Below are 14,287 nucleotides of genomic sequence, written 5' to 3' on the forward strand. Positions count from 1 at the left end.
CATTTCATCCATGACAAATCTTCTAAAACCAATCTTTTCTAACCAGAAGATCCGGTCTATAATAGGGGCAAATACGACATCTGGAGGCTACCGACGTGCTCAATGTACTGCTCGTTGATGATGAACCTGGCGCGATCAAAGCATTGAAATATGCCATAGACTGGGAACGCGAAGGCTACCGCATTGCAGGGGAAGCCAGCGATGGCGACCAGGCGCTGGAAATGATCAAGCAACACAACTATGCTGTCGTCCTCAGTGACATTCGGATGCCGGGTATGGACGGTCTAACGCTTCTACAAGAGCTGCGCGCCTATCCCCATACGCAGACCGTCGCCGTTAGCGGTTATGATGAATTTGAGTACGTGAAGCAATGCCTCAAGTTCGGCGTCAAAGATTATTTGCTCAAACCCGTCAAAGAAGAAGACCTGCTAACCCTCGTCCGTAAATTAAAAACCGAAATCGAATCCGATCGGATGCTGGACAAGCAGCGTATCCTCGGCATTCAAGCCATCCGGAACGACGCGATAAAGCAGTGGGCGCAAGGGCGGATTCCTTTTGCAGAGACAGATCGAATGCTCCGTTCCTGTGGCATCACCCTGCCGTCCAGCTCGACATGGACCGCCGTAGCTGTTGAGATGGATGCACTTGATCTTGATGATTCAAGCTGGACGGCAAGGGAATGGCAGACCGCTACCTTTGCCATACGCAACGTGCTGGAGGAACTCGTCATGCCGGCAGGCGGCGTCTTCGAAGATGAGCAGGGCCGCATCGGTCTCGTGCTCGCCTCTGGTCACGCATCGCTTACCCAAATTGCCGAACTCGTGCGCTCTTACCACGATACCTCACTGAAATATACGAAGATCCCGCTCACCTTCGGCATAGGCACTCTCGTTCATCATCCGACAGAGGTACACGTGTCCTATCAAAGTGCGTTGGCAACGCTGGAGCGCAAATTCTTGCTCGGAGCTCAATCTGTCATTATCCCCACGACGCTGCAGATGGATAATGACGATATCAGCGATGCGAATCGACAATTCGTCGCGGATATGTTGGAGGCCATTAAGAACGGGAAGAATGAATACGCGACGCAGCGTCTTCATGATCAAGCGGAAATCTGGAAACGCAACGGGATGTCCAAGTCTGATGTCCAGTCTGTCATCGTCGAATGGATGGTCGGTCTCTACCATAATGCAAGCCAATACGGCGAACAAGGGGAGCTATTCTTCCGCAACAGAGCCGCTGTATACTACCGAAGCATCCTCACATGCCGCAATTTCGATCAGCTCATTCGAATTGCCCGTCAGACTGGTGAAGAGTGGGTAGATTTCTTGGAGGCAGCCAAATGGAAGCAGCCTTCGAATCCCATCTTTGAACTGAAGCAAATCGTGGAAGCGCATTATTCCGAACAGATCAGCTTGAAGAGCATCGCCGAGCAAATTCATATGAACGCCGCCTATCTAGGCCAATTGTTCAAGTCGTCCGAAGGGATCACCTTCAACGACTATCTCCTGCAGCTTCGGATGAACAAAGCCCGTAATCTACTCGCGAGCACGGACATGAAAGTCTATGAGGTCGCCTTATCCGTCGGGTACAAGCAGCTCGACTGGTTCTACAAGAAGTTCAAGGAAACGTATGGCGTCAGCGCCAATGAATATCGCAATCAAGCCAAATGAACGTAAACACGCCTCCAACGTCCTATAGGGACGGGAGGCGTTCTTCTTTATTCATCTTTCATATGTTCTTGAACCGGATATTTCCGAAGTCGAAGCGTTACCTTCGTTCCCAGTCCCAGCTCACTGTTCACCATCACGCCATAATCCTCGCCATAAATTGAGAGCAACCGCTGATGGGTATTCCGAATGCCAAGATGCATCGCCTCGGAATCGCTGCGCTCCTCGATATGGAGGCGTACTTCCGCCAACCGCTCTGCCGTCATCCCTGGACCATTGTCCATGACCGTTAATCGATAGCTCTCCTCATCTTCTTCATGAGCTTCCAGCTGGATGCGTATCGGGGTCTTACTGCGATCCACGGCATGAATAACAGCATTCTCGACGATCGTCTGCAGCGCGAGCCTTGGGATCAACACTTCCTGCAGCGCGTCCGGCATCTCAATTTCATATTGCATTCGCTCCCCATAACGAAACCGCTGAATCTCCAGGTAAGTCTCTACAATGTTTCGTTCTTCCTTGAGCGGAATCAGATGTCCCGCTTGCCGCAGCACATTGCGGAACGAATCCGCGAGCAGCATGACGATACGGGCGTTATCCCGATCCCCGCGTTCGAGCAGATTGCCGCGAATCGCATTGAGTGTGTTGAACAAGTAATGCGGGTTCACCTGCGTCTGCAGCGCGTACATCTCCGCTTCTTTGCGCCTGAGCTCGAGCTCCTTCTGGTTCAGCTCCGCTACATAGACATCGGAAATCAGATTCTCGATGCGCCCCATCATGTTATTGAACTTGGTCCCCAGCACACTAATTTCGTCCCGTCCATCGGTATCCGCCATCCGTTCCGTCAATCGACCGTCATCCACCTTTTGCATATGCTTAGCGAGCGTCATCAGCCGTTTCGTCAGCCGCGACGTGCTCGAATAGATGAGCAGCGCAGATAACCCGATCGCAATGACGCACAACACAATGGCGAAACGCTCCATCTCATGCACATTCGCTGACAACTCTTCCAGCGGCGTCATGACGAGAATGCGCATGCCTTTGACACTGCCGCGGGAATGCAACGTACGCTGCGACAGCCAGTAGCGATCCCCACTAGCTGGATCTGTATATTCAAAGCTGTCGCCCTGATTCTTCAGCGCCTGCTCCAGCTCCGGTTCATCCGAGAGCGTCCTGATATGATGATCTTGATCGAAGTTATCGACCGCAATCTGCCCATTCGGCAGCACCATCATGAAGCGTTTGTTCTGATTCTCCCAATTGGTGAGATTGTACAGCTCCTTCTCGCTTAAATCGATCGCAACGAACAAGTTATGGTCCGATTCCACCTTGATGCGTTTAATCAAACGGAACGTCTTCAGCTTGAAAAAGGTGTCATAGCCGTTATAAATCCATTCACTATAGATGTCCATGTCACTCTTCAGGCTTCGGTCATACCATTCGCTCTTCATCATTTCCGGATCTAATAGCTTCACGTCCGCGAATTGAAAGGTCGGGTTGTCCGTATAGACAGTTAACCGGATCAAGTTATGGTTCGCTTTGATCCATTTCGTAAAGGGAACAAAATAATTGAAATACGCCTCCTGCGCCGCGAGCTGCGACGGGTATTGGATGAAGAAGCGATGCTGAAGCTCCACATTCGAATACAAGGAGTCGACCAGCTGTTCATACGACAGTAGCATATTATCCACGTTCTGCGCCAGCTGCGAGACGGAGAAATGCACATCCTGTACGGTTTTATTATAAAAAGCCCTGCTCGTATAGACACTGAGTCCGTAGGTTAAGGATCCGAGCAGAAGTGTTGCGATCAGCGCGTTCACCATGACTAATTTCGTTCGTATCCGCATATTCTCACCCTGTATTCTCATCGATAGTAGTTCCTGATGACTCCGTGTCACGCATCCGTTCATCATACCACATGAAGTAGTACTTAATAGTTCTATATCTGCACCAAACCCCTGGCAATAGCGCAATTTACGCCTATACCAGGGGCCTATGATTAGTGATTATTCTTTGACCGCACCTACCGTAATCCCTTGAATGAAATATTTCTGCAAGAACGGATAGACGAACAGAATTGGGAACGTGACGATAATCGTCATCGTCGCACGAATCGATTGCGGCGAAGTCTGACGCAGCGTCTCATGATTGAGCGCAGCCTGAGCGTTGCTCGTCACTTCACTCGTCGACTTCGTCATAATTTTCATCAGCTCATATTGAAGCAAGCTAAGGTTATCTTTACTATTGTACAGATAGTTATCGAACCACGAATTCCAATGACCTACCGCTACGAATAACGTAACCGTCGCGAGCACCGGCAAACTGCATGGAATAATAATGCGGAACAATACGCCGATATCACTCGCGCCATCAATCCGTGCGGACTCCACGAGCGCCTCCGGCAGCTGGTCAAAGTAAGAGCGCATAATGATCACGTTAAACACACCGATAAGCCCAGGAATGATATAGACGGCGAACGTATTCGTTAAGCCAAGATCCTTAATCAGCATATAGATCGGAATGAGACCGCCGTTCACATACATACTCACCACCAAAATCACATTGATCGGCTTGCGAAGCAAATATTCCCGACGTGATAACGTATACGCGAGCATCGTTGTACATCCGACGGATAACGCCGTTCCAATCACCGTACGGGCAATCGAGCGGAATGCTGCGCCGAGCAAGGAGTCATTTTGAAATATGATCGCGTAATTATTGAGCGTGAACTGATTGGGCCAGAAGTAGACCTGTCCCCGCATCGTATCCAGCGAATCATTGAATGAGATCGCGAGCAAATTCCAGAACGGATACAGCGTTGCAAAGCCCAGGATGAACAGCAATACATAGTTGAGTAGTTGAAAGGTGACATCAGGTACACTTCGTCTTGGATTCATCGCGGTATCCCTCCTAGAACAGTCTCGTATCACTCAATTTGCGAGCGATAAAATTCACCATGACGACGAGCACGATACTTACAAAGCCCTTGAACATACTAAGCGCGACCCCGACGGAATAATCTCCGCCGCCGAACGAGACCGACAACGCATACAGATCCAACACTTCCGAATAGTCGATAACGAGCGGGTTGCCAAGGAGCATCTGCGATTCGTAGCCGGTATTGATTAAGGATCCTACCGACATAATGAGCAGAAGCGTCGCTGTTGGCATTAGCCCTGGAATGGAGATGTGAAGCATCTTGCGCAGACGACTCGCCCCATCGACCGCGGCCGCTTCATACAGTTCGGAATTAATGCCCGCGAGGACAGCCAGGTAGATGATTGTGCTCCAACCGAGCTCTTTCCAGAGGCCGGTTATTGTATGGATAACCCAGAACCATTCCCCTTTGCCCATAAAATAAATCGGCTTATCAATCCACCCCAGATTCATCAGCAAATTATTAATAAATCCGCCGTCGGGCGAGAGAAACATCAGTACGATATTCGCGATAACGACCATGGAGACGAAATGCGGAATATACGTGACCGTCTGCACGATCCGTTTGAACCAGCGAACCTGGACTTCATTAAGGAGTAACGCCAGCGTGATGGCTCCGACGAAGCCGGTAATCAGGCTCATCCCGCTCATTACGAGCGTGTTGCGCAGCACCACGAGGAAATGCGGATCAGCGAACAACACTTTGAAATTAGACAGCCCTACGAACTCACTGCCCGTAACCCCTTTGAACGGCTTATAATCTTGAAACGCGGCGAGCCATCCCCAGAGCGGAACATAGTTGAACAGAATGACGAGCAGGACAAAAGGTATCGATAGAAATACGAGCTGATATTGGCTCCCTAATCGGCGAATCCAAGATCTACGCTGGGTCTGTGTTTTCTTTACGGTATGAGGCGGATTTTGTACGGTTTGCTGCATCCTCAGCCCTCCCTTGATTGAACTTCGTGCCTATCATAGACAAGAGTCCGCCTGTCGATATTTCGATCAGGCAGACTCTCCCATTCCTGCTATTTCGATTCGACTGCCTTGTTGTAAGTCTCAAGATAGTTCTTCCATGTCTTCGTCCACAGTTCTTCGGCTTTCTTCTGTCCCGCTTGATCCAGCTGCGTCACAAGCTCATTCCAGGACGATTCGAACTGAGCATCATTTTCCGCCAAAATCACGCGTGGTGCGCCGCGGTACAGCACTTGCTCGAGCTTCTTCCAGAGCCCTTTATATTCGCTCGGCGCATTCAGCTGCCACGTATAGGCTGGGATATATTCTGGCGCTGGCAGGAAATCTGCCCATACTTGCTTGCCGTACTTCGCTAATACTTCTTTGGTTGCCGGCGCATAAGACGATTCGACGGTATCCGAATTCGTCGGCGTACCCCAATCGCCATCTTCCAGTTTAGAACCGTTACCGAACGTGAACCACGAATATGAACCGTAACCTTCTTGCGCGTCCACCGTCGGGTTCTCTGCGCGTTGTTTTGCGTAGTCCGCCGTTACGGCGCGTTTGCCGTCTTTCTTCTCGAAATGTTTGCCTTCGATTCCCCATGCAGTTAACTCTTGGCCTTCATCCGTGAACAGATAATCGATGAATTGAATGATTTTCTCCGGATTTTTCACTTTATTCGTAATGGACCAGTTGTTCGTGGAGTTCGTCGGCGTAATCGTATTCGTATGGTCTTCAATGCCATCATGGATATGCATCGGGAACTTCGCGTATAATTGATCGAACTTGCCTGCTGCCGTCAAGGAATTCTCGATGCCCCCCATAATCCATTGCGGCACGAACCCTGCTAGTATACGGCCTTGCGCTGCTTTTGCAGAGAAGCTCTCCCACGTCAGGCTGAATAGCTCTTTATCGAGCATGCCTTCTTTATTTAATGTGTTTAAGAATTTATAGTAATCTTTCGTGAGCGGATCCGTGACCGCCAGATGTACGTTCTGATCCTTGTCGATGATGAATTCGCCATGGTCCGGTTGGCCAGCAGCCGCAATCGGCGCATTCATATACGTTCTTGTCGGGTCTGGACTCGAGAACGGAATGACGTCTTGTCCGTCCATTTTCGGATGCTTCTTCACATAATCCTTCAAAATGGTATATAGCTGATCAAGCGTTTTGATCTCGGGATATCCAGCTTCCTTCAACACCGCGTATTGAACGACGAAGCTGGCTTGCACGTTCGGCACCTTCTCGATCAGATTAGGAGCGAAGATCGAGTAGATATGTCCGTCCGGATCGCGCAGCAGATCATAGAACTTGCCGAATTTCTTCTTAATGTTCGGACCGTATTGGTCGATCAAATCCTCAAGCGGAATAATGGCCCCAGCATCGCGGTATTTGGCCATGGAAGCCGGACTGAATGCGAGGACGTCCGGGAAGTCGCCGGATGCGAGCCATACGTCATACTTTTGAGTCGCTTCATCCGAACCGCCCACAACCGTCATATAGTCGAATTTCACACCCGTCTTCTCTGTAATGATTTTTCCGATAGGTGTATCAAATGTGGCGTTAGGTGTCGTCGAGTTCATCGTAAATGTCGTAACCTCACCGGATGAAGCGGATTCTCCATCTTTCTTTGAACCGCCGCATCCCGACAGTAATACGAGCACCATCACGAGGGATACAAGCATTGCAGCATATTTTTTCATTTGATCTAGCTCCCCTTTCGATTGTTCAGGTAAGCGATTTCACAATGATGACTTCAGGCATCGCCTCATTCGTCTATCGCTACTATTTATTGTAAAGGAGTCGGAAATTCATCCAACCCTCCGATGTATGGAAGAAGACCGTCTAAATTATGGAATCCCCACACAAGCCCCTTATGAGCAGAAAAAAAAGCACGAGCCGAAAGAGTTCCCTCTCTCGGCCCGTGCACGCTGCACGTTCATGGCGTTTACGGTATAAGTAATATTTTCCCCGTACTCCTACGGCTCTCCAATAATCGATGGGCTTCCGCACCTTCGGATAAAGCGAATCGCTTCGGCTCTTCGAGATGCAATCGGCCCTTGCGAATTTCTTCGAACAAGGCGTTGGCACGCCGGATCCGATCTGCCCGCGACGTCACATGATTCCACAAATCGCCGCCGGTTAACGACTTCGACGAATCCATCAGCATCCGAGGGTCAACTGGTGACGGATCACCACCGGCCATACCGTAGAACACAACATGTCCCTTGATCTGTACCGCCGCGAAGCTATCCATTAAGGTCGAACCGACGGAGTCATAGGCGACTCGAACGCCTTTCCCCCCTTGCGACCAACGGACGGCTTCCTCTACCCAGTCCGTCTCATACAGCAGAACTTCATGCGCCCCTGCTTGCAGCGCGATCTCGCGTTTGGCAGCTGAGGAGGTCAGCCCCAAGACACGAGCTCCTTTGCTGGTCCCCAATTGGATGAGGAGCTGCCCAACACCACCTGCGGCTGCGTGGACGAGCATGTCATCGCTAGGCTGTACCGCATAGCTGTCATTCACCAGGTAATGGGCCGTCATCCCTTGCAGCAGCACGGATGCCGCTTGATCGAAGGTGATATCAGGTGGGATCGGAATTGCTCGATCCATAGGAACTTGAACCAGCTCCGCATTGGCATATGGCACATCGGCGAACGCCATTCGATCCCCGGGCCGAATCCCCTGCACATCATCCGAGACGCGCTCCACGATTCCAGCTCCCTCGTATCCGAGAATATAGGGCGGCTGCCCTGCCAGATGGTAATTCCCTCGTCTGCGATAGACATCTGCGAAGTTCAGTCCAATCGCTTGCATTCGCACAACCACTGTGCCCGGATCGAGGGCCGGATCTGGAATCTCTGTATAATGAAGGACTTCTGGTCCGCCAAATTGTTCGAATACCAATGCTCTCATACTAGCTTCCCTCCTGCACACATACCCTTTATCGGATCATGTATTCTTGATACCGCTCATAATCCATGCTGCGGCATTCCAGTATCAGCTTCGTGCCTTCATTCTCATAGCTGGTCTCCAGAATGTTCGCATGCTCATTGAAGTAGGACACCAGATTTCCTTTATCATATGGAATGATCATTTCGCACTTGATGTAATCCTTGAAAATATGCTGACGAATCACCTGTACCAGCTCGTCGATTCCGATCCGCGGTTTGGCAGCGAGATACACACGATCCTCTTGAACGCTTGGAATCGGGAAATCGATCAGATCGGATTTGTTATAAGCATAAATAGTCGTAATGTCTTTCACACCGATATCTTTGAGTGTGTTATTCGTAATCTCGATATGCTGCTCATGATTCGGATTAGAGTTATCTACGACGTGAATGAGCAGATCGGCTTCAGCCACTTCCTCCAAGGTCGAACGGAACGCCTTCACGAGATGATGCGGCAGTTTGCTGACGAATCCGACCGTATCCGTAAGCAGGAACGATTTGTTATCAGGCAGCGGAATACTCCGAATCGATGTCTCCAGCGTCGCGAACAGCATATCCTTCTCGAAGACCTGCTTCATGGCCGTAGGGTTGAATCGCTCTACAAGCGCATTCATGATCGTGGATTTTCCCGCATTCGTATACCCGACGAGCGAGACGACAGGCACATCATTCTTCTTCCGCTGCTTGCGCTGCGTCTGACGGTGAGCGACGAGCGACTCCAGCTCTTTGTTAAGCACATGAATCTTCTCTTCGATTCGGCGGCGATCCAGCTCCAGCTTCGTCTCCCCGACCCCTTTGTTCTTCGTGCCAACGCCACCGCCGCCTTGACGGCCTAGCGACTCGCGCAGACCGACCAAGCGCGGCAGCATGTATTGCAATTGTGCGACCTCAACCTGCAGCTGCGCTTCCTTCGTCTTCGCCCGCTGCGCGAAAATATCCAGAATGAGGATCGTCCGGTCAATGACCTTGCACTGCAGATCTGCTTCCAGATTCCGAATTTGCGAAGGCGATAGTTCATCATTGAAAATCACCAGATTGGCCCCATGCGCTTCCATCTGCGCGATGACTTCTTGGATTTTGCCCGTCCCAATGTAATGCGAAGACGTGACCTTCTGCAAATTCTGCGTGACGGATCCGACCACCTCGACATCACATGCCTCGGCCAAATTTCCAAGCTCCTCCATGGAATATTCAAAATCGGCTTGTTGATTCAAATTGACGCCAACCAAAATCGCTTTTTGAATGAGTTGTTCCATCTATTTATTCCTCCATTATTTACACAATTTGAGAAAACCCCTATCGAGGCCTAATTCGAAGATGAGCGACCGCGTTCAGAAGTAGGTTTTATCGCCAATAAGAAAGCTGTTTTCAAATGTAGAAAAACACTCCTATATGTGGAAAAAAAACACAGACTCATCGCCTGTGTTCATCGCTAACGGGAGGGGTTCGGCAAAAAAACCGGCGCGAATCGCAGAAAATGCACAAAAAAAAGCACATCCCTGGATTACGTCCAGTACATTTGCTCCTCGGGTAAGAAATATTGATTTGTCCATGTTACTACCATTGATTTCCTGTTACAAGGCAGACCAATCCCGTTCGCTCTGCAACACACACAGAGTCTTTGAGCACTATTCAGTTAGCGGCACAAAGCATTGAAACGTAATCTGACTGCGTAAATATTAATCACAGGAAACCCTCCGTTCATTATTCGTTATTTTCGATTGTAGCATACACCTCTGACAGACACAAATAAAATCTGAAACCCTTGTCCAGCAAGCCTTTCACGAGACATCTAGTAGAACTCGTTATTCCTAGTAATATCGTAGGAATTTTCGAGATACGTTTGCCCAAAGAGATGGATATTTGGGCACATTTACAGCGGACAAGCATGCTCTCTATACTTAAATAGAGGCGGAGGTTTTCGTAAAATTTGGGATCTTCATCCAATTTCATTGTTCATAAGTTCGGAGGTGAGTTGTCCGTTATAACCGGTAACAAGATGAATTGCACGCCATGTATCACCACATTCAAGGAGGTAATTTAATGACAAACATCCCTTTATCAAGCCGTATGAAAAGTTCGAAATTCGTTGCTGCGCTTGGATTCATGCTCGTAGGACTAGCCTGTACGCTGGCCTTCTCTAGCAGCAGCGCATCTGCACACGGATATATCGAAGCGCCAACAAGCCGCGCCGTTTTGTGTCAGCAAGGCGTGAACAAGGATTGCGGAGCGATCCAATACGAACCGCAAAGTCTTGAAGCGAAGGGCAACTTCCCGACAGCCGGTCCAGCCGATGGCGATATCGCAGGGGCGGGGAAATTCCCCGCAATGAATGAGCAATCCGCGGATCGCTGGAGTAAGGTGACGCTCAAGGGCGGCAAGAACACGTTCAGCTGGCACCTGACAGCAAGGCACAGCACAGCGGAATGGAAATACTATATTACGAAAAAAGATTGGGATGTGAACAAGCCGCTTAAGCGCGCTGATCTTGAGCTTCTTGCAACATTCAACGACGGCGGTAAAATCCCGAATCAGAAAGTATCCCATGAAGTCAATCTGCCTACAGACCGCAGCGGCTATTATCTTGTGCTAGGAGTCTGGGAAATTGCGGATACGGGCAATGCCTTCTATCAAGTCATCGATGTGAATCTCGTCAATGATGGGACAGGCCCCATCGTTCAATTGCCAACCGTACCAGGCAACGTTGCTTCAACGAAGCAAACACCGTCCAGTATTACGGTGCAATGGTCAGCATCCGTCGCATCCGCTGGCATCAAGAACTACGAAGTGTACCGTAACGGCGTCCTCGTCGGCACAACAGCGCAGACATCCTATACAGATAATGGACTAACAGCGAACACATCGTACACGTATACGATCCAAGCCATCGACAATGCCGGGAACAAGTCTCAAGCATCTAGTGCGATCACTGCGAAGACACTAGCAGAAGATGCGGTGATCCTTGATGCACCAACAGGACTTCATGCCCATACGCAGACCACAACAAGCATCAGCATCATGTGGACTGCGCCTGCTTCCTCGAACGGGATCAGCCAATATGAAATCTATCGCAATGGCGTACTCGTAGGCACGACGAGCGCTACGATGTATGAAGATAAAGGCTTAACGCCGAACACGTCGTATACCTACGCCGTTCGCGCGGTTGATGCCAAAGGCAACAAGTCCGCAGCATCTGCTGCGCTGACTGCAGCAACACAGAACGATTCGACCCCAGGCGAAGGCAGCAATCTTCCGAAATGGGATGCAGCGAAGGTCTATGTCGGCGGCGACAAGGTTCAATATAACGGCTTGGAATACGAAGCATTATATTGGACGCAGAACAATCGCCCTGATCAGTCCGATGCATGGAAATTACTAAGCAACGTGATTCTCGCATGGGATAGCAACAAAGCTTATACGGGCGGGACGAAAATCACTTATGACGGCAAAACCTATCAAGCTAGCTGGTGGACCAGAGGTGAGACGCCAGGCAAGGCTAGCGTCTGGAAGCTCGTGAACTAACATACGATGACATAACAAAGGCTGCCGCCGTTCATTGTAGAATGAACCTGCGACAGCCTTTGTTCCTGCTTCAGCCTCTCTCGACCCTTCGTAATCCGATCTTATAGAGGGATGTGCTCATCACCGTAATCACCGCCATAACGGTAAACAACGTTCCACCCCCGAAATACAGGAGCAGCATACCGCCTACCCATGGCCCCAAGAAGAATCCCAAGCTGTTAAATGATTGCGCCCCATAATAAACCCCGCGCATCTCGTCCGGCGCCAATTCGTCGACGAGCAAGTTCGAAGACGGGAAATTCAATACTTCGCCGAGTGTAAATACAGCCATCGATAGTAAAAACGTGATGGCATTCCACGAGAAGGCGAACCCGAGATCGCCAAGCGCGAATAGGATATTGCCTACCGAGATGGCAACCAGGGGAGCGCGTTTCTCCGCCCACTTCGTCAGCGGAATCTGGAAGGCAACCACCACGATCGCATTCACCGTCATGAGCCACGCGAACAAGGCGACGCCGTCCGTGACGCTGTTATTCACGTACTGCGACAATGTGACGGTCATCTGAGAATACCCAATTGCGCCGATAATTCCACCAATCAAATAATAGCGCAGCGTAACGTCCTGCCTAACGACACGCCATGTCGCCGCGATCGTAACCTTCGGCTTCTTGTCCCCTTCAATTTGCTTAATGCCAAAAGATAGGAGCAATCCGTATAATACAACCGCATAGATGAAATAAATAATTCCTGTAATGAGAAATGGCGTTGTTCCGCTACGCATCCCAAAGTATGCTCCTAACAGAGGCCCAATCGCCACGCCGATATTTATCGCTAAATAGCGTAGTGAGAACATCTGGAACCGTCGTTCTTTCGGCGTCAAATCGGCCATCAAGGCCTGAGAGACAGGTTCGTAGAAGGAGCGGCACAGTCCGTTCACCATATTTAACAGCATAATAATGAGCGGTGTCTTAAAGACGGAGAACCCGATGAAAGCTAAGACCCAACCAAATAGTGCGGTCATCATAATGATCCGTCTGCCGAAGCGATCCGATAGAGCACCGCCGATGAAACCGCCGAACATCCCAGCCAAGGACCCCGCACCAATGACAAACCCGATCATCACCGCACTCATGGACGTCGTTTTCGATAAGTAAATGGCCAGAAACGGCATGCTCATGGATGAAGCAGCTCGCGCCAGGACCGTTCCAAGCAGCAATGAATTGACGATGGGATGCTGCGAACGAAGCGTGTTATAACTGTTGGTCAATAAATGAATAAATCGTTTCACACAATCCCTCCTAGTCATTGTAAGAATCTATTGAAATGTGGCACACTATGATTTCCACAAATTGTTATCATAATTTATCAGAATTGGTTGAAGCATTCAAGGGATTTTAGGCATGTTTTTAATAATAGTTTCATTAAATGAAACTAAGTTTCAAATAGTAAACCCATTTTATAGCAACGTTTATGAAAAATCCAGTGATATTTTTGCTCCCTTCCAGTAACATGGTGGGATAGCGCCTAACGGAAAGAAGCGATGAGAATGGCATTTGGAATCAAACGAAATGAGTTAGAAGCGTGGAAAGCTGCTGTCTCGCGTGGCGAGATTTCCTATATTACCCACTATTGGGTCGAGCCGCGGTTCCCCGGGATTACGACGATCACGAAGGTGGGCTGTGCGAATCTCGATCGGTTGCGGGCTTGGTGCAATAAGCATAGGCTGCCGCCAGAGCGCATCCATATGCGGGACGCCTACCCGCATTTCGACTTGATCGGTCCTAGGCAATACGAGATTCTGAAACAGGAGCAGCTGTGGGATCAGATCGAACGATTCAAGCTGCAGGAATGGTATGAACGGAATAAGTCGTTTTAAGTGAAGACGATGCCTTAATGGCTAACGAATCGTAGAGTGCTTATTTCACGAAAATAGAGCTCTTTTTCGAGCTAACGGATCCTCAAGTTGCTATTTGCCATCATGGAGCGGTTTATGCTGCTTATTCAAGGGAATAACGAAATCAGGGTTCGTTAGAACCGTAAAGACATCGATTCTAGCCAAATAAGCATACGACGATTCGTTAGCGAAGCCGTGTCCGATCTAACCGAGACATACCCTGTGCATGATCTGCAAACCCGAACGGTACCTACCAACTGGTATTCCAACGATCTCCTCGATCAATCTGACATCTCCCGCTAAAACCATGCGCTGATCAGTATCCTATCCCTATTCATTGAAAATGAGTGAT

The 14,287-nt window shown here is 49.6% G+C and carries 10 protein-coding genes; 3 read left to right on the forward strand and 7 right to left on the reverse strand.

Annotation, left to right across the window (positions count from 1 at the left end; all coding sequences use genetic code 11):
• Positions 1-95 precede the first annotated feature (95 nt).
• A complete protein-coding gene (locus GCU39_RS20955) occupies positions 96-1,673 on the forward strand; it encodes a response regulator (RefSeq protein ID WP_152395299.1) in 1,578 nt (525 codons plus the stop codon).
• 47 nt (positions 1,674-1,720) lie between these two features.
• On the opposite strand, the gene GCU39_RS20960 is transcribed toward GCU39_RS20955, so the two are convergent.
• The 6 genes from GCU39_RS20960 to hflX all read right to left on the reverse strand — a co-directional run bounded on the left by GCU39_RS20960 (position 1,721) and on the right by hflX (position 9,775).
• Entirely contained in the window at positions 1,721-3,538 is a 1,818-nt protein-coding gene (locus tag GCU39_RS20960) for a sensor histidine kinase (RefSeq protein WP_193726574.1), read from the reverse strand.
• Between the two features lie 138 nt (positions 3,539-3,676).
• Positions 3,677-4,567: a carbohydrate ABC transporter permease gene (locus GCU39_RS20965; protein ID WP_152395301.1), complete on the reverse strand. Its 891-nt coding sequence runs from the start codon at positions 4,565-4,567 to the stop codon at positions 3,677-3,679.
• 13 nt (positions 4,568-4,580) lie between these two features.
• The gene (locus tag GCU39_RS20970; protein WP_152395302.1) at positions 4,581-5,546 is read right to left on the reverse strand and encodes an ABC transporter permease; all 966 of its coding nucleotides are present in this window, start codon (positions 5,544-5,546) and stop codon (positions 4,581-4,583) included.
• Between the two features lie 89 nt (positions 5,547-5,635).
• Positions 5,636-7,267, reverse strand: coding sequence for an extracellular solute-binding protein (locus GCU39_RS20975; RefSeq protein WP_152395303.1), 1,632 nt, complete (start codon positions 7,265-7,267; stop codon positions 5,636-5,638).
• Between the two features lie 245 nt (positions 7,268-7,512).
• Positions 7,513-8,481 (reverse strand): quinone oxidoreductase family protein, encoded by a 969-nt coding sequence (locus GCU39_RS20980; protein WP_152395304.1) that lies wholly within the window; start codon positions 8,479-8,481, stop codon positions 7,513-7,515.
• A 28-nt stretch (positions 8,482-8,509) separates the two neighbouring features.
• Positions 8,510-9,775, reverse strand: a complete 1,266-nt coding sequence (gene hflX / locus GCU39_RS20985; RefSeq protein WP_152395305.1) for a GTPase HflX — start codon at positions 9,773-9,775, stop codon at positions 8,510-8,512.
• Positions 9,776-10,562: 787 nt separating this feature from the next.
• Here hflX and GCU39_RS20990 point away from each other — a divergent pair.
• Positions 10,563-12,041 carry a lytic polysaccharide monooxygenase gene (locus tag GCU39_RS20990; RefSeq protein WP_227793288.1) on the forward strand — a complete coding sequence of 493 codons (1,479 nt, stop codon included), beginning with the start codon at positions 10,563-10,565 and terminating at the stop codon, positions 12,039-12,041.
• 70 nt (positions 12,042-12,111) lie between these two features.
• On the opposite strand, the gene GCU39_RS20995 is transcribed toward GCU39_RS20990, so the two are convergent.
• A complete protein-coding gene (locus GCU39_RS20995) occupies positions 12,112-13,329 on the reverse strand; it encodes an MDR family MFS transporter (RefSeq protein WP_152395306.1) in 1,218 nt (405 codons plus the stop codon).
• 258 nt (positions 13,330-13,587) lie between these two features.
• Between GCU39_RS20995 and GCU39_RS21000 the strand changes: the two genes are divergently transcribed.
• Entirely contained in the window at positions 13,588-13,917 is a 330-nt protein-coding gene (locus tag GCU39_RS21000) for a hypothetical protein (RefSeq protein ID WP_152397362.1), read from the forward strand.
• Positions 13,918-14,287 lie beyond the last annotated feature (370 nt).

This window comes from Paenibacillus guangzhouensis (assembly GCF_009363075.1).
GTDB lineage: Bacteria > Bacillota > Bacilli > Paenibacillales > Paenibacillaceae > Paenibacillus_K > Paenibacillus_K guangzhouensis.

What these genes read in the sequence shown, in the direction of transcription:
- hflX (WP_152395305.1), bottom strand. Translation starts at nt 9,775, where the DNA reads ATGGAACAACTCATTCAAAAAGCGATTTTGGTTGGCGTCAATTTGAAT.
- GCU39_RS20990 (WP_227793288.1), top strand. Translation starts at nt 10,563, where the DNA reads ATGACAAACATCCCTTTATCAAGCCGTATGAAAAGTTCGAAATTCGTT.
- GCU39_RS20970 (WP_152395302.1), bottom strand. Translation starts at nt 5,546, where the DNA reads ATGCAGCAAACCGTACAAAATCCGCCTCATACCGTAAAGAAAACACAG.
- GCU39_RS20975 (WP_152395303.1), bottom strand. Translation starts at nt 7,267, where the DNA reads ATGAAAAAATATGCTGCAATGCTTGTATCCCTCGTGATGGTGCTCGTA.
- GCU39_RS20965 (WP_152395301.1), bottom strand. Translation starts at nt 4,567, where the DNA reads ATGAATCCAAGACGAAGTGTACCTGATGTCACCTTTCAACTACTCAAC.
- GCU39_RS21000 (WP_152397362.1), top strand. Translation starts at nt 13,588, where the DNA reads ATGGCATTTGGAATCAAACGAAATGAGTTAGAAGCGTGGAAAGCTGCT.
- GCU39_RS20960 (WP_193726574.1), bottom strand. Translation starts at nt 3,538, where the DNA reads ATGAGAATACAGGGTGAGAATATGCGGATACGAACGAAATTAGTCATG.
- GCU39_RS20980 (WP_152395304.1), bottom strand. Translation starts at nt 8,481, where the DNA reads ATGAGAGCATTGGTATTCGAACAATTTGGCGGACCAGAAGTCCTTCAT.